This is a genomic window from Anoxybacillus sp. ST70, from assembly GCF_019553625.1.
Classification (GTDB): domain Bacteria; phylum Bacillota; class Bacilli; order Bacillales; family Anoxybacillaceae; genus Anoxybacillus; species Anoxybacillus gonensis.
The window spans coordinates 37,828-63,979 of record NZ_JAHZOF010000007.1 but is presented as its reverse complement, the minus strand read 5'-3'; the positions used below and the strand labels follow the sequence as shown (position 1 = coordinate 63,979).

The window sequence follows — 26,152 nt, the reverse complement described above, 5'->3', positions numbered from 1 at the left end:
CCTTCCTAAAGAATTATTTGGATAAAAATAAAAGACCTAAAACGCAAGAAAGAAACCTTCTTTCATCCGTTTTAGGTCTTGCCTGCAACGCAGTCACAATCCCACAATATGCGACTTTTTCACTTATAGAGTAAAGTAAGCTCTTTCATTTGTCAATATGCTACAATAATCGTAAAAACAACGTAAGAAACGGAGTGGATGTAATGAATCCTTTTGCCACTCATTTTGAAAGTTTAGAGGAGTTTGCAGATCGTGTGAGCGAGTTATTGCAATGTCCGATTACGATTGAAGATGCAAACCATCGCTTAATTGCTTATAGTGGACATGAGCATTACACCGATCCTGCCCGTACGGCAACCATCATTCATCGTCGCGTACCAGAGCGTGTCATTAATAGTTTATGGCGTGAAGGGGTGATCCCAAAACTTTTGCAGGGTGAAGAGCCTGTTCGTGTCGCAGAAATTTCAGAAGTAGGGCTCGGCAATCGCATCGCCATTTCGATTTGGAAAAATAAAGAGGTGCTCGGATTTATTTGGGCAATTGAAATGAATGAGCCGTGGACAGAGCAACAGTTCCATTTGTTAAAACAAGCAGCGAAAGCAGCAAAAAATTTGTTGTTGCAATTGCAAATTCGCAAACATAAAAAAGAAGAGCGCATTCAAGAGTTTTTTTGGAAACTACTAACAGGGCATGTTTCCTCTCCTCACGACATCGTTGAACAATGTCACCAATTAAATGTGCATGTATATCCGTTTTTTTCTGTTGGCATTTTTCAATTTCAACAACAGATTCAAACGCAAGTGGAGCGGCAAATTGATTATTTATTAAAAACGACACAACAACTCGCTATTCCGCTTTATACGATCGACCATCAGCGGCTTATCGTGCTCGTCGCTCCAAGCTCGAACGTCTACGGGGAATCGCACATTGAGCGATTTTTTCGCTCGTTTATGACGCAAATGAAAGAGCGATTTCGCGTCGACATTATGATGGGGGCGTTCGGAAATGTATATGAGTGCTACACAAAAATTGCAAAAAGTTATGAAGAAGCACAAACGGTATTAAAAATGAAACGCGCCTTTCCTCATCAACTTGCGAATATTCAAAGCTATCAGCATCTTGGCATGTATCAATTTTTTGATTTACTTTTTGAACAAAAACGACATGGGGATTTCCACAACGTTGCGCTCGAAAAGCTGAAACAGTACGACGCACAGCATCACACCAACTTAGTGGAGACGATTGAAACGTATCTTGACTGTGACAGCAACGTCAATGAAACGGCGAAAACGCTCAATATTCATCCGAATACACTCGCTTACCGTCTGAAGCGAATAAGTGAAATTGGAAACATCGACTTAAGCAATATGAGCGAAAAAGTAAAACTATATATCGATATGAAATTAGACAAATATCGGATAACATAGCTTTTGTGGAAATCCACAAAAGCTTGTTTTTTCTTTCTCTTTTCTAAACAAACAACAAATGATAAAAAACATTTATACTGTAGATAATAACGAAAGACAACATGAAAGGGGAAACAGCACATGATTATTGGTGTTCCAAAAGAGATTAAAAATAATGAAAATCGTGTAGCGATTACACCAGCTGGCGTTATGTCATTCGTCAGCAATGGACATACTGTCATCATTGAGAAAGATGCAGGAATTGGAAGCGGTTTCACAGATGAAGCTTACGTTCAAGCAGGCGCACAAATCGTTGAACGTGCCGCAGATGTATGGGCGCAAGCGGATATGGTAATGAAAGTAAAAGAACCGCTACCAAGCGAGTACGAATACTTCCGTCCGGGATTAGTATTGTTCACATACTTACACCTCGCTGCTGAACCAGAGTTAGCGCGTGCGCTAAAAGAAAAAGGCGTCATCGCAATCGCTTATGAAACGGTACAAGTTGGTCGTACGTTACCGCTTTTGACACCGATGAGCGAAGTAGCAGGACGGATGGCAGCACAAATTGGTGCCCAATTTCTTGAAAAAACAAAAGGCGGAAAAGGTATTCTTCTTTCCGGAGTTCCAGGCGTTAGCCGCGGAAAAGTAACGATCATTGGCGGCGGTGTCGTCGGAACGAACGCAGCAAAAGTGGCGATCGGCTTAGGTGCAAACGTCACGATTATCGACTTAAGCGCAGAACGTTTACGTGAACTTGACGATATTTTCGGAAGCCAAATTAATACGCTTATGTCTAACCCAATGAACATCGCACAAGCTGTTGCGGAGTCTGACCTTGTGATCGGTGCAGTATTAATCCCAGGAGCAAAAGCGCCAAAATTAGTGACAGAAGAAATGGTCAAAGCGATGCAACCAGGTTCAGTCATCGTTGACGTAGCGATCGACCAAGGCGGGATTGTTGAAACGAGCGACCATGTAACAACGCACGACAACCCAACATATGTGAAACACGGCGTCGTTCACTACGCAGTAGCGAATATGCCTGGAGCTGTGCCACGCACATCAACACTTGCACTTACAAACGTCACAATGCCATATGCACTACAAATTGCAAATAAAGGCGTACACAAAGCGGTCGCAGACAACCCTGCATTACGCCTTGGTGTAAACGTCGCAAACGGAGAAATCACATACGAAGCAGTCGCACGCGACCTCGGTTACGACTTCGTTCCTGTTGAAGTGGCATTAGAAAAACAATTATTAGCATAAAAAAACGAAAGGTGTCCTGACAACATGGGACACCTTTTTCTTATAACACTTTAGATAAAAACGACTTCGTTCGCTCATGTTGTGGTGCATCAAAAATTTGTTGTGGTGTTCCTTCCTCTACAATCACTCCACCGTCCATAAAGAGAACGCGATCCCCGACTTCACGCGCAAATCCCATCTCATGCGTCACGACGACCATCGTCATGCCTTCTTTCGCTAGTTGCTTCATGACGGCAAGCACTTCCCCGACCATTTCCGGATCGAGCGCAGACGTCGGCTCGTCAAATAACATCACTTTCGGCTCCATCGCAAGCGCACGAGCAATAGCAACACGCTGTGCCTGTCCACCGGATAATGAATCCGGATATACGTGTGCCTTATCTTGTAAACCGACTTTCGCAAGCAACTGCATCGCTTTTTCTGTCGCTTTTTCTTTCGACCATTTGCGCACTTTCATCGGGGCGAGTGTAATATTATCAAGCACCGTCATATGCGGAAATAAGTTAAATCGTTGAAACACCATGCCAACTTCTTCACGCACTTTATTTAAATCCGTTTTCGGATCCTTTAAATGAAATCCGTCAACGATGATATCCCCCTCATCAAAATCTTCAAGCAAGTTTAAACAACGTAAAAATGTCGACTTTCCTGAACCAGAAGGGCCGATAACGACGACCACTTCTTTTTCATGAATGTGTACATCAATTCCTTTTAACACTTGTAGCGATCCGAACGATTTTTTTAAATTTGTCACTTGAATCATGCATCATACCTTCTTTCTAACCGATGTAGCAACTTGCTTAACGAGAGGGTAAGCACTAAGTAAATGAGCGCAACAGTTAAGTACGGCTCCCAGACGCGATAATATTGCCCTTGCATTGCTCGTCCCCAGTACATCAGTTCAGGTGCCGCAATAATTGCCGCAAGAGACGAATCTTTAATGAGAACGATAAATTCATTGCCGAGCGGTGGGATCATTCGTTTAATGGCTTGTGGCAAAATGATGTAACGCATTGCCTGTACGTGTGTCATTCCAAGCGAACGGGCCGCTTCCATTTGACCGCGATCAATGGACTGGATGCCAGCACGGAAAATTTCCGCAATATATGCAGCCGCGTTTAAAGATAAAGAAATTGCGCCAGATACGAGCGGATTCGGTTGAGCCGTAAAAATAGGCATCACACCAAAATGAATAAGCAAAATTTGTACGAATAATGGCGTGCCACGGAAAAAATGAACGTACCAATCAAAAGGAAGACGAACGAGGCGGCTTTGAACCATTTTTCCGAGCCCGATGGCTAAACCGAGAATCGTCCCGAAAAAAATGCCAACTAACGATAAGCCGATCGTCCAGAGCACTCCTTTCAAAAAAAACGGTGCATATTCAACAATCATATTGAAACGAAAATCCATCATTAATCACCTTTCCCTTTGTAAAAATTGCGTAACTGTCTAAAGTTACGCAATTTTTACATCAACGTTATTGCTGTTGTTGTAATGATTCAATATTCGGTTCTGCACCAAACCATTTTTTGTAAATTTCTGTGTACGTGCCATTTTCGATGACTTTTTTCAACGCTTCGTCTACTTTTTGTTTTAACTCGCTTCCTTTCGGGAACATAAAGCCGTAAAATTCAGATTCAAAATGTTCTGGGTCTTCGAACGCTACAATTTTAGCATCTGGATTATTTTTTACGTATTCGTTGGCGACGGCATTATCTGTGACAACGGCTTCCACACCACCGTTTAATAAGTCCATAATCGCAACGACCGTATTCTCAAACTTTTTAATATTTTTATTCTCTTTTCCTAAAATCTTCTCAACCGCTTCTTGTCCAGTTGTACCGTTTTGGACGCCGACAACTTTTCCTTGTAAATCTTTCGCGCTTTTAATCGAACTTCCTTCTTTAACAAGAATCATATGTGTCGATTCAAAGTACGGAATAGAAAAGTCATACGTTTGTTTCCGATCATCGTTAATTGTAATTCCTGAAACGGCCATATCCGCTGTTTTCCCTTGAATAGCCGCAAACAATGGATCCCAACCGATGTTTTTTAATTCATATTCTAGTCCAGCTTCTTTCATGACAGCTTTTAATAAATCGACATCAAAACCGACAATTTCCCCTTTATCCATGTATTCAAATGGGGCAAACGCCGCATCTGTGACGACAGTAATTTTCTTTTCTGTTGTCGCCGTTTTTTCTGTCGAACTACCACATCCAACAAGCGCAAACATAAGCATAAAGACAAGCGTTGCAATCATTCCTTTTTTCACCATTGTTATTCCCCCTTACTATTTGCTGTAAAATAATAAATGCTTGTGTATAAACATGTTATGCTCCTCATGTTTCACATATTATCAGCTTTTTTGTTTTTATGCAACAAATTTTATAAAAATAATTTTTGGAAAAATCTTTATTTTAAAAAATGTTTTTGATCAACTTTTCACAAATTTTTCAATCCTTTATGCTCCTCACCTTGTTAAAAAGTAGTATTCTTTATATAGGGGATATTTTTATTATCCTGAATGAATGGGAGGAGATTATAATGGCGCTACTGACTGTACATGAAGCGTTAATGGACGCTTGGAGAACGTTTAAAGGTGATAAATGGAAAAAAGAAATTGACGTTCGCGATTTTATTTTAAATAACGTAACCGTTTACACAGGGGATGAATCGTTTTTACAAGGTCCGACGGAAGCGACGAAAAAACTTTGGGAACAAGTGATGGAACTTTCGAAACTAGAACGCGAAAAAGGCGGCGTTCTCAACATGGATACGGAAATCGTATCGACCATTACGTCGCACGGACCTGGCTATTTGAATAAAGAACTTGAAAAAGTCGTCGGTTTCCAAACAGACGAACCGTTTAAACGGGCGCTTATGCCATTTGGCGGTATTCGCATGGCCGAGCAAGCATGCGAAGCGTACGGCTACCAAGTAAGCGATGAAGTAAAGAAAATTTTCACTCAATATCGTAAAACGCATAACCAAGGCGTATTTGACGTATATACGGACGAAATGAAAGCGGCGCGCAAAGCAGGAATCATTACAGGGCTTCCTGACGCATATGGACGCGGTCGCATTATCGGTGACTATCGTCGCGTGGCCTTATACGGTGTTGATCGCTTAATTGAAGAGAAGAAAAAAGATTTACGCAACACAGGTGCGCGTACAATGAGTGAAGACATCATTCGTCTTCGTGAAGAATTAGCTGAACAAATTCGCGCCCTTCAAGAATTAAAAGAAATGGCTGCAAGTTACGGCTACGATATTTCTAAACCAGCGCGCAATGCACACGAAGCGTTCCAATGGCTATATTTCGCTTACCTTGCGGCGATTAAAGAACAAAACGGTGCAGCCATGAGTTTAGGCCGCGTCTCTACATTTTTAGATATTTATATTGAACGCGACTTGCAAGAAGGAACATTAACAGAACGCGAAGCGCAAGAACTTGTTGACCATTTCGTCATGAAATTGCGTCTCGTCAAATTTGCCAGAACGCCAGAATACAACGAGTTATTTAGCGGCGACCCAACATGGGTCACAGAATCCATTGGCGGTGTCGCGATTGATGGTCGTCCGCTTGTGACGAAAAACTCATTCCGCTTCTTGCATACACTCGATAACTTAGGCCCGGCGCCAGAACCAAACTTAACGGTGCTTTGGTCAACACAGTTGCCAGAAGCGTTTAAGAAATATTGCGCGAAAATGTCGATTCAAACAAGCTCCATTCAATATGAAAATGACGATTTAATGCGACCTGAGTTCGGTGATGACTACGGTATCGCATGCTGCGTATCCGCGATGCGAATCGGCAAGCAAATGCAATTTTTCGGCGCGCGTGCAAACCTTGCAAAAGCATTATTATATGCGATTAACGGCGGGGTGGATGAAAAATTAAAAGTACAAATCGGCCCAGAATTTGCGCCAATCACATCTGAATACTTAGACTACGATGAAGTGATGCGCAAATTTGACAACGTCATGGAATGGCTAGCAGAATTGTATATTAATACATTAAACGTCATCCATTACATGCATGATAAATATTGTTATGAACGAATCGAAATGGCGCTTCACGATACGCACATTTTGCGCACGATGGCAACTGGTATCGCTGGGTTGTCCGTTGTCGCTGACTCATTAAGTGCGATTAAATATGCGAAAGTAAAAACGATTCGTGATGAAAATGGCTTAGCTGTCGACTTTGAAATTGAAGGCGACTTCCCGAAATACGGCAATAACGATGATCGCGTTGATGCGATTGCGGTCGATATTGTTGAACGCTTTATGACAAAATTGCGCAAACATAAAACGTACCGCGACTCGAAACATACGACATCCATCTTAACGATCACATCAAACGTTGTATACGGTAAAAAGACAGGAAATACACCAGATGGTCGTCGCGCTGGTGAACCGTTCGCACCTGGTGCGAATCCATTACACGGTCGCGATACAAAAGGAGCGCTTGCATCGTTAAGCTCTGTCGCAAAATTACCGTATGAATATGCATTAGACGGCATTTCAAACACGTTCTCGATCGTACCAAAAGCGCTCGGTAAAGATGAAGCGACACGCATTCAAAACCTTGTGGCGATTTTAGATGGATATGCGCAAAAACGCGGTCATCACTTAAACGTCAACGTCTTTAACCGCGACACATTACTTGACGCGATGGAACATCCTGAAAAATATCCGCAATTGACTATTCGCGTATCAGGTTATGCGGTCAACTTTATTAAATTAACACGTGAACAACAAATTGACGTCATTAATCGGACGTTCCATGAAACAATGTAATGGAAGCTCCCACGCATCGTGGGAGCTTTCTACCTAGGAGGAAACAACATGAACGGATTTATTCATTCAATCGAATCGTGCGGAACGGTGGATGGCCCCGGCATTCGTTACGTCATTTTTACTCAAGGCTGTTTGTTGCGCTGCCAATATTGTCACAACGCAGATACGTGGGAGATTGGCAAAGGAAAACAAATGTCTGTTGATGAAATAATTGCTGATGCCCAGACGTACTTGCCTTTTATGCAAGCATCTGGCGGCGGAATAACGGTCAGTGGCGGAGAACCGCTTTTACAAATCGATTTTTTAATTGAGCTATTTCGCCGTTGTAAACAGCTTGGCATTCATACAACGATTGATTCGTCTGGCGGATGTTATACGACGGAACCGTCATTTCAACAAAAGTTAAATGAATTGCTTCAATACACAGATTTAATTTTGCTTGATTTAAAACATATTGATGAAAAAAAACATCGTAAACTAACAGGAAAAACGAATGAACATATTTTAGCGTTTGCACGTCTATTATCAGAACGAAACGTGCCTGTCTGGATTCGCCATGTGCTCGTTCCAACCGTCACAGACGATGAAGAAGATTTACATCGCTTAGCTGACTTCATTCGTACGTTGCACAACGTCGAAAAAATTGAAGTTCTTCCGTATCATCAACTCGGTGTATACAAATGGAAAGCACTTGGACTCACATATCCACTTGAAGGCATCCCGACGCCATCAGAAGAACTTGTCGAAAAGGCCAAGGAAATATTAGGTGCAAAATAAGCTGGTCGTCATTGACCAGCTTTTTGCATAAATCGCTTTTTTAACTCGTCCCATGTCAATTGCGTTGTCCGTTGAACGAGCCAATCGGGAGACAGCGAGGCTAAATGCACTCCGATGCCGACTGAAAACATATTTGCCTGTTTGATCGCTTTCATTCCCGCTTCCCCGTCTTCAATAGCGACACAATGGGATGGGTCGACACGAAGCTGTCTCGCAGCTGTTAAAAAAATTTCCGGATCTGGCTTCATGCGCGTAATCGTTTTGACATCAACAATGACATCGAAAAAAGAGCGCACGTTGAGCCGTTCGACAACGACATGTGCGTTTGAGCTTGACGATGCAAGTGCCATCGGAACACCGTCGCGCTGAATGTCGCAAAGAAGCTCCATCATTCCCGGCAACACGTCACTTGGCGACAATTGCTCGATCAACTCGCGATAATATTGACCGCGAAGGTCACCAAGAGCTCGCTTCTCTTCCTCCGACCATTCATGCGCCTTTTCACCGAGAAGCGCCTCAACCATCGCCTGTCTGCTCATGCCTTGTAGCTTTTGATTGAGCTGTCGATCAAACGGTACACCAATTTCATCCGCGACACGTTTTGTCGCGATATAATACAGCTCAACGGTATCAGCAATGACGCCATCTAAATCAAAAATCACCGCTTCAATCATTGCGTCCTCCCATTTTACTTTCCACCATTTTTCTTAGCCGTGGGCTAAGCGAAAGCTTCATCCAATGTTCGTATATTTCTTTCTTTTCTGCTAGCGATAAATGATACTGCTCGCCTGCCACTTGTTTCGCTCGCTTCGTGATTTCATAAAGGGAAATCGCTGCCGCGACAGAAATATTAAAACTTTGCACAAATCCGTTCATCGGAATGATAAACTTTCCGTCCGCTAAAGCAAGCGCTTCTTCTGATACCCCACGATGCTCATTTCCAAACAAAAGCACCGTCGGTTTCGATACGTCAATTTGTTCAAGCGGAATCGTTCCTTCCCCGAGATAGCTTGCATATACTTGGTAGCCGTTTTGTTGGAGATGGCGAATCGCCCGTTCAATCGATGAATGTTTATGCACTGTTAACCATTTGTCCGCATGTCGCGTCACCCATTTGTTTGGCTCAAACCGAGCCACTCCGGTGACGACATGAACGTCTTGAATGCCAAATGCCTCCGCCGAACGCAATACCGCTGCCTGATTGTGCGGGTCGTCTACCGCTTCCGTCAAAATGGTAATATACCTTGTTCGTGCACTTAGCACATCATACATGCGCTTTAAGCGGCTTGGCAAAATCATTTCCGCAAGCAACCGATTGTCATCATCTAACAGTCCTTCTTCGATGTGTCGTTCTTCCTCTTTGATCATTCGCATGCGAAAATTCTCCTTTCTACTCTTTGACGACATGTGCCGTTTTTCCATTTGTCAGCTTTAATAAATCTTGAACAGAAAGTTTCATTTGCATGCCAATTTTCCCTGCGCTCACAATGATTTGCTCGTGCGCAAGAGCGGATTCGTCAACATACGTGTCATACATCTTTTTCATTCCAATTGGCGAACAACCGCCACGCACATACCCTGTCATTTTTTCAATATCTGCCACAGGCAACATATGCACACTTTTTTCTCCAACAACAGCCGCTGCTTTTTTTACATGCAACTCCGCTGCGACAGGGATGACGAATACGTAAAGTTGTCCGCTCGCCCCTTTTGTCACAAGCGTTTTATATACCATTTCTTCACGTTGCCCAATTTTTTTCGCAACCGATATTCCATCAATTTGTCCATCTGTATAGTCATAAGTGAACAGTTCATATGGCACACGTGCGCGATCAAGCATGCGCACAGCGTTCGTCTTCGCTTGCTTCATGATCCGTCCCTCGCTTTCCTCTATTAGTGTACCATAAACAAAAAGAAGGGACATCCTCCATCGGACGTCCCTAAATCATCTTACACTCCCTTATACGCTTGGCGATAAATGTCGGCAAGGTCGCTGACTAATGGCAATTTTGGATTAGCTGTTGTACATTGATCTTCGAAAGCTAATTCAGCGAGTTGGTCAACTTTGCTTTCGAATGCTTCTTTGCTGACGCCTGTTGCCGCGATGCTTAATGGCATATCAAGTTCTTTTGCAAGCTTAATGATCGCTTGAACGAGGCTTTCTACTCCTTCTTCTGTCGTTCTTGCTGGCAAGCCGAGCAAGCGCGCAATTTGAGCATAACGTTCGTCAGCTACGAAATGTTCGTACTTCGGAAACGCTGTAAATTTCTTCGGTTTTTGCGCGTTGTAACGAATGACATGCGGCATTAAAATCGTATTTGCACGTCCGTGTGGAATATGGAATTCTGCCCCAAGTTTATGCGCTAAACTATGGTTAATGCCTAAAAAGGCGTTCGCAAATGCCATACCAGCAATGGTTGATGCGTTGTGCATTTTTTCGCGTGCTACTTCATCGTTGCCGTTTTTGTATGCGCGTGGCAAGTATTCAAAAACGAGCTGAATTGCTTTTAGCGCTAATCCGTCTGTATAGTCGTTCGCCATGTTCGATACGTACGCCTCAATGGCATGTGTTAATACGTCCATACCTGTATCCGCTGTAATATGTTTTGGCATCGTCATAACAAATTGCGGGTCAACGATGGCGACATCTGGTGTTAACTCATAATCAGCAAGCGGATATTTGACGTTATTTTTCTTATCTGTAATGACCGCAAACGATGTCACTTCTGAACCTGTACCAGACGTTGTTGGAATCGCGACAAATTGCGCTTTTTGACCGAGTTTTGGATATTTAAATACACGCTTACGAATATCTAAAAACTTCTGTTTTAACCCATTGAAGTCTGTATTCGGATGTTCATAGAACAACCACATCGCTTTCGCCGCATCCATCGCCGAACCACCGCCAAGAGCAATGATGACGTCTGGTTGGAACGCATGCATCATATCGGCACCTTTCATGACGGTTTCAATCGATGGATCTGGCTCAACTTCTGAGAAAATTTCGCAATGCACATAATCTGGGCGTTTGCGTAAATAGTACAACACTTTATCAACATAGCCGAGCTTCACCATGCCTGGGTCTGTAACGATAAAGGCACGTGAGATGTTTGGCATTTTCGCTAAATATTGTGTCGCATGTTTTTCAAAATAAATTTTTGGCGGAACTTTAAACCATTGCATGTTTACATTCCTTCTCGCTAATTTTTTAATGTTAATTAAATGTGTCGCCCCAACGTTTGTCGAAACAGAGTTGCCACCGAATGTGCCGCAACCGAGCGTCAATGACGGAATGTATGCGTTGTAAATATCACCGATCGCTCCTTGTGAAGATGGGGCATTCGAAATGATCCGTCCTGCTTTCATTCGCTTACCGAATTCAAGAATGACTTCTTGATTTTCTGAATGAATGACAGCCGAGTGGCCAAGTCCACCGAATTCAAGCATTTCTTCTGCTCGTTTTAAACCTTCTTCTGTACTATTCACCTTATAGCACGCCAATACCGGGCTTAATTTTTCACGAGAAAGCGGCTCTTGCGGACCAACGCTTTTTAGTTCTGCTACAAGAATTTTCGTATCAACAGGTACATCAACGCCTGCCATTTTCGCAATTTCATATGCTGGTTTACCGACGATATTCGGATTGACTGCGCACGTATTCTCATTAATGACAAGCTTTTCAACTTTTTTCTTTTCTTCTTCATTTAAGAAGTAACATTTGTTTGCGATCATCTCATTTTTCACGGCATCATAAATTTCTTTATCAATAATAACCGCTTGTTCAGACGCACAAATCATACCGTTGTCAAACGTTTTTGATAGAATGAGATCGTTCACGGCACGTTTTATATTTGCAGTTTTCTCAATATAGCAAGGCACGTTACCAGGTCCAACCCCTAATGCTGGCTTTCCTGAGCTATATGCCGCTTTAACCATGCCTGCTCCACCTGTCGCAAGAATAAGCGAAACGCCAGGATGATGCATTAATTGTTGAGTCGCTTCAACAGAAGGCGTTTCGATCCATTGAATACAATGTTCTGGCGCGCCAGCTGCAATGGCTGCATCGCGTAAAATACGTGCTGCTTCACTGCTACATTTTTGCGCAGATGGGTGGAACGCAAAAATGATTGGGTTGCGCGTTTTGATTGAAATAAGCGCCTTAAACATCGTTGTTGATGTTGGGTTTGTTACCGGTGTAACCCCAGCGATCACCCCAACAGGCTCGGCAATTTCAATGATGCCTTCTTGTTCATTTTCGCGGATGACGCCAACCGTTTTATCGTATTTAATGTTATGGTAAATGTATTCTGTCGCAAAAATGTTTTTAATAATTTTATCTTCATACACGCCACGTTTTGTTTCTTCAATCGCTAATTTTGCTAAATACATATGTTTATCAAGCCCAGCTAACGCCATTTGTTTGACGATATGATCGATCGTTTCTTGATCGTAATCGCGAAACGCTTTTAACGCCTTTTGCGCATTAGCCACAAGCGTATCAATCATTTTTGTAACTTCTTTCTTTTGGTCTAATACTTTTTCATCAATAGCCATATAAGACCCTCCTATATTGTTCTTGTGAAACTTTTCACAAGATAATTAAAAAAAATAAAATGTGATTGTTTTCACATTTACATTATAACGAAAGGAATCACTTTCGTGTGTGTCAACTTTGTGAAATGTTGAGCAATTATTTTTAGAAGAGAACCGTCTTTTGTTAAAAAAGACGGTTACTCACACACTGGATTGCGTGGGATTTTCGTAAACGAAATATCGTTGTACATGCGCGTATTTCGTTTCACAATGACAACATAGTTTACTGTCCATATATAAGAAGGAATTTCTTGATCATCTTCAAACATCATCGCTTCAAATTCATCGCCAATCATTTCTTCAAATATCTCTAGTGTATATGTTTCCGCATCTGTTGAAAAGTTTCTCCATTCGCATACAAGCATCTTCTGTCACCTCAACTTTTCTTTTGTTACCATCATTGTAACATTCTTTTGTCGATTATAGTTTGTGAAATATTGAACAAATCATGAATATTATTTATTCGTCATATATGCTTGTTTTGGGTGATTTGGTTGTTCTGGATACTTTAAGCGCATTTTTCCTTCTGCTAATAACTTTCCTAAATAGTTGTTTCGTAAACCGTCTGGCGTCCGATCTAGTAAATACGCTAATTGTTTTAACATTAACGGTCGATGAGCGCATAGTTGCAAAATGATTTCTTCCATTTTGGTCGGTGCAAGCCTTTTTTTCTTACGTGCAATTTCAGCAATGTTCCATAACTCCTGATCGACATTTATTTCTTCTTCCTCATCCACTTTATTTACGGAGTCGGATGGGATATTTACGGAGTTTTCTTCTTTATTTATGGAGTTGTCCTCGTTATTTATGAAGTTAAGCCCTTTATTTAAGGAGTAAACTTCACTATTTAAGGAGTCTGGTTCGTTATTTACGGACTTAATCTCGTTATTAACGGAGTTTTGCTCGATATTATAGGAGTTTTCTTCTTTATTTACGGAGTCCGACAATGGCACATCGTCCGTCCAATCACTTACTGCCTCGATCTCCTCTATATGTTCATGTCTTTCTGAGAAGGACACAATAGGCAATGTAACGACCGTTCGTTTTTGAAAATCATATTGCTCGACAGCGAGTTGTTGTGAGCAAATCGTCTCTATTGTTTTTAAACCGACTCCAGCACGTTTACAAAACTGAATGTAAATAAACATTTTAAACATATTCGGATTGCGCAAATGGCTAATCCCGCCGCTATATGCTTGTTCTAAAGGAATGCCGAAAAGCCCTGGATTAGAAAATTGTATATATGATTGCTGCCGTTCAACAATAATGCCTCCATCGCCATTATAATCGGCATGGACAATCGCGTTGATAAGCGCTTCATGCACCGCTTCTTTTTCAAATGTAGATACATCTTTGAGCTCGTTCATCACTTTAAAATAAAAATCATAAATATTTCCCGACCACGTTCCGTCTTGTGAAGTAAAGCGGTTTGTCCAATGCACCGCATGATCATCATATTCGCGATATTCTAAAAAGTATTGTGGTAAAACTTCTGTAATCATTCGCTCTTCACTAAACATAAGGAGCCCTGCTAATGTGAGCCCTTCTTTGTTTGTATCTCGTATTTTTCCCCATGCCCCAATTTTATATAAAAAATCTTTCGTTTCTAACCCGTTCCACGGATGGTTTGGCTTTGCTTTTGCAAATTGCTCGCGATAATGACGAACAGATTCTAAATGCAACTCATTAAGCCCATAATGTTCTAACACCACGTTATCTTGTAAACGAATGTTTGCATCTTTATTCACTTTCAATCTCCCTCTTACGTTATGTTATAAAAACGTTTCTATACTCGTCTATTTCCATTTTATCATCTTTGCAAATGTTCATCATAAACTTTTCGATTTGGGGAAAATTAAGAAAAACATGGGTATGGAGGAACAAAAACATGTCTTTACCAAAGTTATCTCAATCGTATTGGCTACAAACAACAACGCTTCCGTCTTTTCCATCTTTGACGCAACCGATTGAAACGGATGTAGCGATTATTGGTGGAGGAATAACAGGCATTACAACGGCTTATTTGCTCGCTAAACAAGGAGTGCGTGTCGCCGTCATCGAAGCAGACCGGCTATGTCACGGCACAACAGGGCATACGACCGCAAAAATAACTGCCCAGCATGATCTCATTTATCATGAACTGATTGCCCACTTCGGTGAAGATAGCGCTCGGCAATATTACGAAGCAAACAAAGAAGCGTTGCAATCGATTTTGCATATCGTAAAAGAACACAATATTCATTGCGACGTATCGCTAGAAGATGCATACGTATATACAACCGAAGAAACGCAATTACATAAGCTTGAGGCGGAATGGAAAGCGTATGAAACGCTCGGCATCGATGGGGCATATGTCGATCAACTGTCGCTTCCTTTCTCTATCCAAGGTGCAGTCATGATGCGAAACCAAGCGCAATTTCATCCGCTCCATTATATAAAAACATTAGTCGAGCTTGCTGTAAAATACGGGGCATCTTTTTACGAACAAACTGTTGCACAACATATTGAGACAACGACGCAGCCGATTGTACAAACGAAAAATGGAGCAACGATCACTTGTGACACTGTTGTCATTTGTACCCACTTTCCGTTTTTTGACCCTGCTTTTTACTTTGCACGCTTGCATGCAGAGCGATCTTATGTCATTGCAGTCGAAGCTCACGAACGATTGCAAGGCATGTATTTAAGCGCAAATGAACCAAAGCGGTCGCTGCGCTGTACAACGATGGACGGAAAAACACTTCTTTTCGTTGGCGGCGAGTCGCATAAAGTCGGACAAGGAATCAACATGATTCACCACTATGAAGCGTTACAATCGTTTTGTGAACATACGTTCGGACTATCACATGTGCTATATCGTTGGTCGGCGCAAGATCTCGTCACGTTAGACAATCTTCCATACATCGGTCCGATTCGCAAAAGTCTTCCGCACATTCTTGTCGCGACAGGATATCGAAAATGGGGGATGACGACAAGTATGGTCGCAGCTCGTCTTTTGACACATTTAGCGTTACAAAAAGAACATCGTTACGCGCATTTATTTACTCCGTCACGATTTATCGCTGACCCGTCACTAAACAATTTGTTCACTGAGGGCATCGATGTCGCTAAACATTTTTTAACCGGAAAACTGGAATATGCCCTTCGTACCCCTCGCGACATATCGAAAGGGGAAGGAGCCGTTGTCAATGTAGACGGAAAACGGGCAGGTGCCTACCGCGACGAACAAGGCACGCTGTATGTCGTCGATACAACGTGTACGCATATGGGTTGCGAACTGGAATGGAACAATAGTGAACGGTCATGGGACTGCCCATGCCACGGTTCACGCTTCTGTTTTACTGGAAAAGTGCTAGAAGGACCAGCTATCGAACCACTTCAACAGCTTAAAGGGGATGAATGATGAACGGAATACAACAAACCGTCACGCACTCGCTCGATATGAACGAACAAACGTTGCGTGATTATTTTTCAAAAACGCCTGATCTCATATATTGTCATCTATTTATTGGGGAACCAAAAAGACGAGCGTTGCTTATTTATCTCAACACGCTCGTTGATAAAAACTCGATTAACAATAACATTATTGATCCGCTTTTATTTGAAACGAAACAAATTCACACGATTGCTGATATTCAATTGCCAATCGGCTCAAAATCATATACGACAAAATGGGAACATGTCTTTCAACGGGTGTTTCAAGGGGAAACCGCACTATTCTTAGACGGCGACGACCATGTATTGTTGTTGGATACGCAAGGATGGCCGCAACGCGCGATCGCAGAGCCGCAAATTGAATCATCGCTTAAAGGGTCGCACCAAGGTTTTATTGAAACGTGTGAAAAAAATATCGCGTTAATTCGTCGTTATTTGCCACACCAACAATTAAAAATTGAAGAAACGACCGTCGGCAGACGCGGACATACCCCTGTCGTATTATTGTACTTAGAAGACATCGCTCATCCAGAAGTGCTGCAAGAGTTGAAAGATCGGATTGAACAAGTTGATGTCGATACGATCGTCAATACCGGGGAGTTGATGCAACATATTGAAGATAATCCGTTTTCACCGTTTCCGCAATTTTTGTTGACGGAACGACCAGATGCTGCGGTCAGCAACTTATTACAAGGGCGCATCGTTATCGTTGTTGACCGCTCGCCTAGCGTCATGATTGGTCCGATGACGTTTATTACGTTTTTCCAAACCGTTGATGATTACAGTACACGTTGGATGATTGCCTCGTTTTTGCGACTGTTGCGCTTGCTTGCCTTTTTTATGGCGATCTTTTTACCATCGGCTTACATCGCAGCACTTTCGTTTCATTACGAAATTATTCCGCTCAATTTATTGCTAACCGTTGGCGAATCGCGCGAACGCGTCCCGCTTCCACCGCTTTTAGAAGCCGTTTTAATGGAACTTGCGATTGAAATGTTACGTGAAGCGGGGTTGCGTTTACCTGCACCGATCGGACAAACGGTCGGCATCGTTGGCGGTGTCGTCATTGGACAAGCAGCCGTTGAAGCCGGCATCGTCAGCAACATTATGGTCGTCATCGTCTCGTTGACAGCCATTGCATCGTTTATTATTCCGAACCCAGATATGTCCGAGTCGATTCGTTTATTGCGTTTTCCAATGATGATTGCCGCTTCTTTATTTGGTTTAGTCGGTATGGTTATCGGGTTCATGCTTATTATCGGCCATTTGATTTCATTAGAGTCGCTCGGCACACCTGCAGGAAGTCCGTTTGCTCCTGCGCGGTTGCGCGATTGGAAAGATACACTTTTGCGCTTCCCGCTTTGGATGATGCGCACGCGCCCATTATCCGCCCGTCCAACGCAACTGACGAGACAAAAAAAATTTCGTAAATAAGTGGTGGGTATGAAACGATATCAATTTAACGAAATAACAACGATGCAATATATTTTTCTTATTTCAGGTACACAAGTCGGCATTGGCATTTTATCGCTTCCAGCCCAACTTGCCGATATTGCCAATACAGATGGATGGATCGCCATTGTCATGGGCTGGATCATTTCGATCATCGCAAGTACGATCATTATAAAAACGATGGAAAAGCATGAACAAGACACGATTTTTGATCTTTCTCGTCGCTACTTCGGCCGTATATTTGGGACGTTTCTTCATCTTGCTTTTGTCGCTTACGCTTTATTAGCGTCAATCACCGTCGTTTTTACCTCTATTCATATTACACAAGTATGGGTTTTACCAAACACACCAAACTATCTCATTATGATGTTATTTATGCTCCCTGGCTTTTTCATTACACGAAATGGTGTGCGTGTACTTGGGCGTTATGCTGAAGTTGTCTTTTATTTAACGCTTTGGATGCCTATTCTTATTGCTGTGCCGTTACAAAAAGGAACAATTTTGCATATGCTCCCTATGCTCAAGGAAGGATGGGCTCCAATTATTCAAGCGGTGAAAACGACGGTTTTATCTTTTTTAGGATTTGAATTAGCGTTCGTGTTTTACCCGTTTTTAAAAGAAAAAAAGCATGCGGTAAAAGCGATGGTCATCGCCAACAGCATCTCGGCTTTTACATTTTTGCTCATTACGATCACATGTTTTATTTTTTTTAGCCCAGACGAAACACCTTCGCTTATTTGGCCGACGTTGTCGCTGCTTAAAACGATCGAATTTTCGTTTATCGAACGGTTTGAAGTGATTTTTTTATCGTTTTATTTGTTCGTGATGTCAACGACAGGCATCCCCTATATTTTCACAACTGTTTTTGGCATTAGTCAACTCATTGGAAAAAAGGATCATACGATCGTATTACTCGTTGCTGTTTGTATATTTATTTTCACGTCGTTTTTATACAACCCATCGTATTCCCATATTCAAACGATGGGTTCGTGGTGGGAAAGATACGGTTTATGGGGAGCGTACTTTTTCCCTATCGGTTTATTTATTTACACCTCCATTGCACGATGGTTTCAAGGAGGGAAAAACAAATGAAAAAGTGTATATATGTCATCGTTTGCTTTTTTATAGCTAGTGGATGTGGAATGAAAACACAACTTGACGAATTGACACTTGTATTAACGGTCGGTTTAGATGAGGGGAAAGATGGAAAGTTACTCGTTTACTCGATTAGCCCTGTGTTTAATAAAGAGTCTAAAAACATTTACGAAGTCATTCGTACAGTTGGAATGACGCCGCGCGACGGACGGTCAAAAGCAAACGCGTTTGCGTCTGGAAAAATTGTTGGTGGAAAAGCGCAAAACATTATCGTCAGTAAAACGTTCGCGAAAAAACACGACATGTTTTCCTATTTGGATGTGTTTTATCGCGATCCGAAAAATTCAACAACAGCGAATTTTATCATTTTTGATGGTCCGTTAAAAGATTTAATGTTCGTTCGTCTTGACGATAAACCGCGTTTATCTGTCGCTATTCGCGATGTCATATTAACGGCACATGTAAGTAAACAAACGACAAAAATTAATATGCTTGATTTTCGACGTTCATCGCTCGATCGTGCCCAAACTCCATTCGCCCCCATTTTAAAGGTGCATAAAGGGGATTTAGTAGCAGGTGGCATTGCTTTATTTAATCGACAACGAAAATATGTCGGTAGCCTTTCCCAAAAAGAGAGCCCGTATTTTGCGATATTGAAAAAAAATGTTAAACCTGCTACATCGCTTACGTTTCAAACGAAAGAATTGACTAAACAAAATGAATACGTAAGCATTTCGGTTGAACATGGTGATTTTTCATATAAACCGTCATTTCGAAATGGGGTGTTCCATTTTGACGTTCGTATGAAGCTCGGCGTAATCGTCACGGAGTCAACGACATATATCGATATGAAAAAAGAAAAGAAAAAAGTCGAGAAATGGCTTGCAAAGGAAATACAAAAACAGCTGGAGAGCATCGTCAAAAAAATGCAAAAGTACGAAGTCGATCCAGTCGGATTTGGTTTGTATGCCCGCGCTTACGAATACAAACCGTTTCAAAAACAAAAAAGCTGGCCGAAAGCTTTTGCGAAAGCAAAGATCGATATTCATCCAACCGTTGAAATCATTAGCTACGGTGTCCTTCAATAAAAAGTTGCCCAATATAAACCGATCGTTCATAATGAATTTAAAAATAGCTAAATGAGGTGGGAAAAACAATATGGACGATCGCGTCATTATTCGCTTTGACCATGTGACAAAACAATACGATGATGATCTTCCTGTGCTCGATGATGTTAGTTTTGAAATCGAGCGAGGAAAATTTTATACGCTTCTCGGTCCGTCCGGTTGCGGAAAAACGACCATCCTTCGCTTAATCGCTGGTTTTATCGAACCGACGAAAGGCGATATTTATTTCCATGGAAAACGAATAAACAACGTTCCAGCAAATAAACGGCAAGTGAATACGGTGTTCCAAGATTACGCTCTTTTTCCTCACTTAAACGTGTTTGAAAACGTCGCGTTTGGCTTGCGCATTAAAAAAATGCCCATGGCAAATATCGAACGAAAAGTAAAGGAAGCGCTTCGTTTCGTCAACTTAGAAGGGTACGAACAACGTGCGATTCATGAAATGTCAGGTGGACAACGACAACGTGTCGCCATCGCCCGCGCGATCGTCAACGAGCCGGAAGTTTTGTTGTTAGATGAACCGCTTTCTGCACTTGATTTAAAATTGAGAACAGAAATGCAATATGAGTTGCGCGAACTACAACGAAGACTTGGCATTACATTTATTTTCGTCACTCACGATCAAGAAGAAGCACTTGCGATGTCAGATGAAATTTTTGTATTGAATAAAGGAAAAATTGAGCAACGCGGTACACCAAAAGATATTTATGATGAGCCTGTCAACCGCTTCGTCGCTGATTTTATCGGGGAGTCAAACATCATTGCTGGCACGATGATTGACGATTTTGTTGTAGAATTTGCAAATCAACAATTTACGTGCGTCGATCACGGTTTTGCAAAAAATGAACGGGTAGATATTGTCATTCGTCCTGAAGATTTAGAATTAACAACTGTTGAACGAGGCAAATTGCGCGTGCGCGTCGATTCCGTTTTATTCCGTGGTGTTCATTACGAGCTTTGTTGTTATGATGCATATGGGAACGAGTGGCTTGTTCACTCAACAAAAAAGGCGGAAATCGGAGAAGAAATTGGCCTTCATTTTGAACCGGAAGCGATCCATGTCATGAAGCAGAGCGGAGGGGAGTAACATGCGCCGTTACGCTTATGCTATCCCATATTGGCTATGGATCGGGTTGTTCGTCATTGCACCGATCATTCTTATCGTTTATTATTCGTTTTTCGATATGGAAGGCCATTTCTCGCTCGTGAACTATGAAACTTTTTTCACACCTGTTTATTTACGAATGACGTTTAATTCGTTTTGGTATGCATTTTTAATTACAGCCATTTCGCTTCTTATCGCTTATCCAACCGCCTATTTATTGACGAAAACGAAGCATAAGCAGCTATGGTTGTTGCTTATTATTTTGCCGACATGGGTCAATTTATTGTTGAAAGCGTATGCTTTCCTCGGATTGTTCGGCACGTATGGCGCAATCAATGCGCTATTTGAAGCCATCGGAATCGGAACGAAGCAGTTATTGTTTACGGATTTTAGTTTTGTTTTCGTATCTGTTTATATTTTTATTCCGTTTATGATTTTGCCGATTTTTAATGCGCTTGAAAAATTGAATCCTTCTCTCATGGATGCGGCACGCGATTTAGGAGCGAGCGAATGGACGACATTTCGTCGCGTCATTTTTCCACTTACGCTTGATGGCGTAAAAGCAGGCTGTCAGGCGGTGTTCATTCCGTCGCTTTCGCTCTTTATGTTGACGAGGTTGATCGCTGGAAACCGCGTCATTACGCTTGGCACCGCTGTTGAGCAACATTTTCTCGTGACGCAAAACTGGGGAATGGGGGCGACAATCGCTGTCTTTTTAATGATTGCCATGGCTAGTATCATGGCGTTGACAGGGAATAAAAAATGGGGGGTGAGACAATGAAGTTTTCTCGCCTCTATTTAGCGCTTGTGTTTTTTATACTATACATGCCTATTTTTTATTTAATCTACTATTCGTTTAATAGTGGCGGAACGATGCATCATTTCGAATCGTTTACGCTCGATTGGTATAAAGAAGTGTTTGATGATACGCGCTTGCTCATCATTGTATTGCATACGATGATCATCGCATTATTATCGTCATCGCTTGCGACAATCATTGGCGTTTTCGGGGCGATCACCATTTATTATGCGAAGCATCGCTGGAAACAGACGTTGCTTACGTTAAATAACATTTTAATTGTCAGCCCTGACGTCATTATCGGGGCATCGTTTCTCATTTTATTTACGATCGCTGGCATTCAGCTCGGCTTTACGTCCGTTCTTCTGTCTCATATCGCTTTCAGCATTCCAATTGTCGTGTTAATGGTGCTGCCAAAGCTACAAGAAATGAGCCCAACATTCATTGACGCGGCACGCGACTTAGGGGCAAACGAATGGAACGTATTGACGAAAGTCGTCCTCCCATACATTACCCCCGGCATTTTCGCTGGGTTTTTCATGGCGCTCACATACTCGCTTGATGATTTTGCAGTTACGTTTTTCGTGACGGGCAACGGCTTTTCAACGTTGTCTGTTGAAATTTATTCGCGGGCACGACAAGGGATTTCGTTATCCGTGAACGCTTTATCTACCCTTCTTTTCTTATTTACGCTCTCTCTCGTCGTCGTGTATTACGTTATGACAAAACGAGCTAGCGTGAAGGGGGGACAAAAATGAAAAAAATATTGTCGCTTTTTTTGCTTGTTTGGCTCGTTGCTTTTAGTTTGCTTTATGTTACAAAAACGATCGAATCATCTGAAGGGTATGGAGGAGACAATACTGTCACGATTTATAACTGGGGCGACTACATTGACCCCGCACTCATTAAAAAATTTGAAAAAGAAACAGGCTTGAAAGTGATTTACCAAACGTTTGATTCAAACGAAGCGATGATGACGAAAATTGCGCAAGGTGGCACGACATTTGACGTCGCTGTCCCTTCAGAATACGCCATCAGCAAAATGAAAGAAGAAGGGTTGTTACTTCCGATCGATCATGCAAAAATCCCGAACTTACGCTATATTGATGAACGCTTCCTTAACTTATCGTTTGATCCAGGGAATCAATATTCCATTCCTTACTTTTGGGGAACGGTCGGCATCGTCTATAACCGTGCCCTACTTGGCGGAAAGGAAATCACGAGTTGGAACGATTTATGGGATCCGGCGTTTAAAAATGAAATTTTGCTTGTCGATGGAGCGCGCGAAATTATAGGAATGGCATTAAATAGTTTACATTACTCGCTCAACGATACGAACAAAACACATTTACAACAAGCAAAGCAAAAACTAGATGCCCTCACGCCAAACGTCAAAGCGATCGTCGGTGACGAAATTAAAATGCTTCTTGCGAACGAAGAAGCAGCAATCGGCATCGTCTGGTCAGGGGATGCGGCAGAAATAATGTGGGAAAATGAACGGCTCGATTATGTCATCCCAAAAGAAGGAACAAACTTATGGTTTGATAATATGGTTATCCCAAAGACGGCAAAAAACATTGAAGGTGCCCATCAATTCATTAATTTTATGCTTGATCCGAAAAATGCAGCCCAAAATGCCGAATACGTCGGCTACTCAACGCCAAATAAAAAGGCGCTCGAATATTTGCCGAAGGAAATTGTTGAAGATGAACGTTTTTACCCGAGCGAACAACTGGCCAATAAACTTGAAGTGTATGAAAATCTCGGAAAAAGCATGCTTGCATATTACAATGAATTGTTTTTACAGTTTAAAATGCATCGCAAATAAGAGGATGGCGAAAAGCTATCCTCTTATATTATTTTAGAAAATTTTTTATTTACTTAATCTGTCTATTCGTTTAAAATTATGATTTGTGAAACCTTTTTATTAATATGGATCGGTTTCATACAGAAAATACTGAAAATAAAAATTATTATTTTCGAAAATGGAAGGTGTTTTATTATGTCACAAAGTAAACAACAAATTGTGGACAGCGTTCCTCAACGTGGTTTTTTCGGCCATCCGAAAGGACTGTTTACGTTATTTTTTACTGAGTTTTGGGAACGTTTCTCTTACTATGGCATGCGTGCCATTCTCGTATTTTACATGTATTACGAAGTATCAAAAGGTGGGCTAGGGCTAGATGAAACAACTGCTTTAGCGATCATGTCCATTTACGGCTCACTCGTTTATATGTCTGGTATTATTGGTGGATGGTTTGCTGACCGATTGTTCGGAACGGCGAAAGCCGTTTTTTACGGCGGAATTTTAATTATGCTCGGTCATATGGCTTTAGCGATTCCAGGAAGTGTCACAATGTTTTTCGTTTCAATGGTTCTCATCGTTCTTGGGACAGGATTGCTTAAGCCAAACGTTTCGAGCGTCGTTGGCGATTTATATGCTGAAGGGGATCACCGTCGCGATGCAGGATTTAGCATTTTTTATATGGGGATTAACCTTGGTGCATTTTTAGCTCCGCTCGTTGTTGGAACAGTTGGGATGAAATATAACTTCCATCTCGGTTTTGGGATTGCGGCGATCGGTATGTTTTTTGGACTTCTCGTATTTATCGGAACGAAAAAAAGAAATCTTGGTCTTGCCGGAACGCATGTCCCAAATCCATTATCCGCAGATGAAAAGAAAAAAGTGTTTACATGGGGGGCAATTGGCGCAGCGGTCATCGCCTTGCTCGTTCTCATTGGCTCATGGACAAACGTATTAACAATTGATCTGTTTGTATCACTCGTCGGCATTTTCGGTATTGTCATTCCAACTATTTATTTCGTAGTGATGTATCGTAGTCCAAAAACGACAGATGTTGAGCGCTCGCGCATCATCGCCTATATTCCATTATTCATTGCATCAGCCATGTTTTGGTCTATCCAAGAACAAGGTTCGACCATTTTAGCAACATATGCGGATAAACGAACACAGTTGCATTTTGCTGGTATTGATCTTTCGCCAGCTTGGTTCCAATCGTTGAACCCGTTATTTGTCATTACATTTGCACCGATTTTTGCTTGGCTATGGGTGAAGTTAGGGGATAAACAGCCGTCCATTCCAAAGAAATTTTCTTTAGCGCTACTGTTTGCTGGTTTATCGTTTGTCGTCATTTTATTACCAGCTTATCTCGGCGGAAACGACTCATTAGTGAGCCCTCTTTGGCTCGTGCTAAGCTACTTAATCGTTGTGTTTGGGGAACTATGTTTATCGCCAGTCGGTTTATCGGCAACAACAAAGCTTGCTCCTGCGGCGTTTTCAGCACAAACGATGAGCTTATGGTTTTTATCAAGCGCAGCTGCCCAAGCCATTAACGCGCAAATTGTGAAGTTTTATACGCCTGAAACCGAAATGGCTTATTTCGGAACAATCGGCGGAATCGCCATCGTCTTTAGTATCATTCTTTTCATCATCTCACCAAAAATTGAAAGCTTTATGAAAGGGGTAAAATAAGCGGCTTCATTTCGCCGCTTATTTTATTTATGGTACGGTTCTCCTCGGTTAATGCGAAAAGCGCGGTAAATTTGCTCGGTTAAAATGAGGCGCATGAGTTGATGCGGAAACGTCATTTTTGAAAATGAAAGCGATTCGTTTGCTCGTTTCATGACGTCATCGCTTAAGCCGAGAGACCCTCCGATGACAAAAGCGACTTTACTTTTTCCGTATGTCGCTAATCGATCGAGCGTTTGAGCAAATTGTTCAGAAGACATCATTTTTCCTTCAATGGCTAAAGCAATGACGTGCATATCGTCTGTTACTTTACCTAAAATGCGTTCGCCTTCTTTCTTTTTTACGAGCTCCATTTGTTGTTCACTTAACTGCTCTGGCGCTTTTTCATCCGCTACTTCAATGATGTCGATTTTTGCATAGGATGACAGTCGTTTCGTATATTCTTCGATTCCTTGTTTTAAATATTTTTCTTTCAACTTACCCACAGCAATAATATATATATTCACAAGTGATCCCCACTTTACAAACATAATATCCACAGGTTTTATCCACATATCCACAATATAAATCCACATATTGTGTAGAAACGTTAGTTCCCTACTATATATACCGCACGCAGTTCACAAAAATCGCACATTTCTTCTTTTTTATCCACAGAAACTGTTGATATCTCAGGCGCTTGTTGTTTTTCATCCACATACATATCAATCGCAAGTTCGACATGTTGTTCACAACATTTCCACAAAACATACCACTCCTCGTTTATGAATGAAACGACAGGGCATGCCCTGC

General features: G+C 41.8%; 24 protein-coding genes. 13 read left to right on the top strand and 11 right to left on the bottom strand.

The features are described from left to right. The first annotated feature begins 203 nt into the window (after window positions 1-203). The gene (locus tag K1I43_RS10440; RefSeq protein ID WP_033383149.1) at window positions 204-1,427 is read left to right on the top strand and encodes a PucR family transcriptional regulator; all 1,224 of its coding nucleotides are present in this window, start codon (window positions 204-206) and stop codon (window positions 1,425-1,427) included. A 120-nt stretch (window positions 1,428-1,547) separates the two neighbouring features. Then, a complete protein-coding gene (ald, locus tag K1I43_RS10435; protein ID WP_009361027.1) occupies window positions 1,548-2,678 on the top strand; it encodes an alanine dehydrogenase in 1,131 nt (376 codons plus the stop codon). Window positions 2,679-2,718: 40 nt separating this feature from the next. On the opposite strand, the gene K1I43_RS10430 is transcribed toward ald, so the two are convergent. The 3 genes from K1I43_RS10430 to K1I43_RS10420 all read right to left on the bottom strand — a co-directional run bounded on the left by K1I43_RS10430 (window position 2,719) and on the right by K1I43_RS10420 (window position 4,959). Next, window positions 2,719-3,441, bottom strand: a complete 723-nt coding sequence (locus K1I43_RS10430) for an amino acid ABC transporter ATP-binding protein (protein ID WP_019416468.1) — start codon at window positions 3,439-3,441, stop codon at window positions 2,719-2,721. Then, window positions 3,438-4,091: an amino acid ABC transporter permease gene (locus K1I43_RS10425; RefSeq protein WP_009361029.1), complete on the bottom strand. Its 654-nt coding sequence runs from the start codon at window positions 4,089-4,091 to the stop codon at window positions 3,438-3,440. Before K1I43_RS10425 ends, K1I43_RS10430 begins: the two co-directional genes overlap by 4 nt. 67 nt (window positions 4,092-4,158) lie before the next feature. Then, window positions 4,159-4,959 (bottom strand): basic amino acid ABC transporter substrate-binding protein, encoded by an 801-nt coding sequence (locus tag K1I43_RS10420; protein WP_019416470.1) that lies wholly within the window; start codon window positions 4,957-4,959, stop codon window positions 4,159-4,161. A 299-nt stretch (window positions 4,960-5,258) separates the two neighbouring features. Between K1I43_RS10420 and pflB the strand changes: the two genes are divergently transcribed. Together pflB and pflA are read left to right on the top strand one after the other, a co-directional pair. Continuing rightward, on the top strand, window positions 5,259-7,487 hold the full coding sequence (pflB, locus tag K1I43_RS10415) for a formate C-acetyltransferase (protein WP_370628355.1): 2,229 nt from the start codon (window positions 5,259-5,261) through the stop codon (window positions 7,485-7,487). A gap of 48 nt (window positions 7,488-7,535) precedes the next feature. Beyond that, entirely contained in the window at window positions 7,536-8,264 is a 729-nt protein-coding gene (gene pflA / locus K1I43_RS10410) for a pyruvate formate-lyase-activating protein (RefSeq protein WP_019416471.1), read from the top strand. Window positions 8,265-8,272: 8 nt separating this feature from the next. Here pflA and pgmB read toward each other — a convergent pair whose 3' ends face one another. From pgmB to K1I43_RS10380, 6 genes are all read right to left on the bottom strand, one after another. Further along, the gene (gene pgmB / locus K1I43_RS10405) at window positions 8,273-8,938 is read right to left on the bottom strand and encodes a beta-phosphoglucomutase (protein ID WP_019416472.1); all 666 of its coding nucleotides are present in this window, start codon (window positions 8,936-8,938) and stop codon (window positions 8,273-8,275) included. Beyond that, window positions 8,931-9,638, bottom strand: a complete 708-nt coding sequence (locus K1I43_RS10400; protein ID WP_026011440.1) for a TrmH family RNA methyltransferase — start codon at window positions 9,636-9,638, stop codon at window positions 8,931-8,933. The genes pgmB and K1I43_RS10400 overlap by 8 nt, the downstream gene beginning before the upstream one ends. 16 nt (window positions 9,639-9,654) lie before the next feature. Continuing rightward, window positions 9,655-10,134 (bottom strand): Cys-tRNA(Pro) deacylase, encoded by a 480-nt coding sequence (gene ybaK, locus K1I43_RS10395; protein ID WP_009361035.1) that lies wholly within the window; start codon window positions 10,132-10,134, stop codon window positions 9,655-9,657. Window positions 10,135-10,214: 80 nt separating this feature from the next. Beyond that, entirely contained in the window at window positions 10,215-12,818 is a 2,604-nt protein-coding gene (gene adhE, locus K1I43_RS10390; RefSeq protein WP_009361036.1) for a bifunctional acetaldehyde-CoA/alcohol dehydrogenase, read from the bottom strand. A gap of 176 nt (window positions 12,819-12,994) precedes the next feature. Beyond that, the gene (locus K1I43_RS10385; RefSeq protein WP_009361037.1) at window positions 12,995-13,222 is read right to left on the bottom strand and encodes a hypothetical protein; all 228 of its coding nucleotides are present in this window, start codon (window positions 13,220-13,222) and stop codon (window positions 12,995-12,997) included. Between the two features lie 90 nt (window positions 13,223-13,312). Continuing rightward, window positions 13,313-14,605 carry an ATP-binding protein gene (locus tag K1I43_RS10380; RefSeq protein WP_136260330.1) on the bottom strand — a complete coding sequence of 431 codons (1,293 nt, stop codon included), beginning with the start codon at window positions 14,603-14,605 and terminating at the stop codon, window positions 13,313-13,315. 140 nt (window positions 14,606-14,745) lie between these two features. On the opposite strand from K1I43_RS10380, the gene K1I43_RS10375 reads away from it, so the two are divergent. The 9 genes from K1I43_RS10375 (at window position 14,746) to K1I43_RS10335 (ending at window position 25,363) form a co-directional block, all read left to right on the top strand. Next, on the top strand, window positions 14,746-16,260 hold the full coding sequence (locus tag K1I43_RS10375) for an FAD-dependent oxidoreductase (protein WP_019416476.1): 1,515 nt from the start codon (window positions 14,746-14,748) through the stop codon (window positions 16,258-16,260). Then, the gene (locus K1I43_RS10370; protein ID WP_019416477.1) at window positions 16,257-17,726 is read left to right on the top strand and encodes a spore germination protein; all 1,470 of its coding nucleotides are present in this window, start codon (window positions 16,257-16,259) and stop codon (window positions 17,724-17,726) included. The genes K1I43_RS10375 and K1I43_RS10370 overlap by 4 nt, the downstream gene beginning before the upstream one ends. A gap of 9 nt (window positions 17,727-17,735) precedes the next feature. After that, window positions 17,736-18,836 (top strand): GerAB/ArcD/ProY family transporter, encoded by a 1,101-nt coding sequence (locus tag K1I43_RS10365; protein WP_019416478.1) that lies wholly within the window; start codon window positions 17,736-17,738, stop codon window positions 18,834-18,836. Next, complete coding sequence (locus K1I43_RS10360; RefSeq protein WP_220382662.1) at window positions 18,833-19,927, top strand: Ger(x)C family spore germination protein; 1,095 nt, start codon at window positions 18,833-18,835, stop codon at window positions 19,925-19,927. Before K1I43_RS10365 ends, K1I43_RS10360 begins: the two co-directional genes overlap by 4 nt. 70 nt (window positions 19,928-19,997) lie before the next feature. Continuing rightward, on the top strand, window positions 19,998-21,053 hold the full coding sequence (locus K1I43_RS10355; protein ID WP_019416480.1) for an ABC transporter ATP-binding protein: 1,056 nt from the start codon (window positions 19,998-20,000) through the stop codon (window positions 21,051-21,053). A gap of 1 nt (window position 21,054) precedes the next feature. After that, window positions 21,055-21,852: an ABC transporter permease gene (locus tag K1I43_RS10350; RefSeq protein ID WP_009361044.1), complete on the top strand. Its 798-nt coding sequence runs from the start codon at window positions 21,055-21,057 to the stop codon at window positions 21,850-21,852. Next, entirely contained in the window at window positions 21,849-22,628 is a 780-nt protein-coding gene (locus K1I43_RS10345) for an ABC transporter permease (RefSeq protein ID WP_009361045.1), read from the top strand. The genes K1I43_RS10350 and K1I43_RS10345 overlap by 4 nt, the downstream gene beginning before the upstream one ends. Then, entirely contained in the window at window positions 22,625-23,698 is a 1,074-nt protein-coding gene (locus tag K1I43_RS10340; RefSeq protein ID WP_019416482.1) for an ABC transporter substrate-binding protein, read from the top strand. Before K1I43_RS10345 ends, K1I43_RS10340 begins: the two co-directional genes overlap by 4 nt. Before the next feature lie 174 nt (window positions 23,699-23,872). Beyond that, window positions 23,873-25,363, top strand: a complete 1,491-nt coding sequence (locus K1I43_RS10335; RefSeq protein ID WP_019416483.1) for a peptide MFS transporter — start codon at window positions 23,873-23,875, stop codon at window positions 25,361-25,363. Window positions 25,364-25,386: 23 nt separating this feature from the next. Here K1I43_RS10335 and rlmH read toward each other — a convergent pair whose 3' ends face one another. After that, window positions 25,387-25,866 carry a 23S rRNA (pseudouridine(1915)-N(3))-methyltransferase RlmH gene (rlmH, locus tag K1I43_RS10330; RefSeq protein WP_039938461.1) on the bottom strand — a complete coding sequence of 160 codons (480 nt, stop codon included), beginning with the start codon at window positions 25,864-25,866 and terminating at the stop codon, window positions 25,387-25,389. A gap of 83 nt (window positions 25,867-25,949) precedes the next feature. Next, window positions 25,950-26,105, bottom strand: a complete 156-nt coding sequence (locus K1I43_RS10325; RefSeq protein ID WP_019416604.1) for a CxxH/CxxC protein — start codon at window positions 26,103-26,105, stop codon at window positions 25,950-25,952. Window positions 26,106-26,152 lie beyond the last annotated feature (47 nt).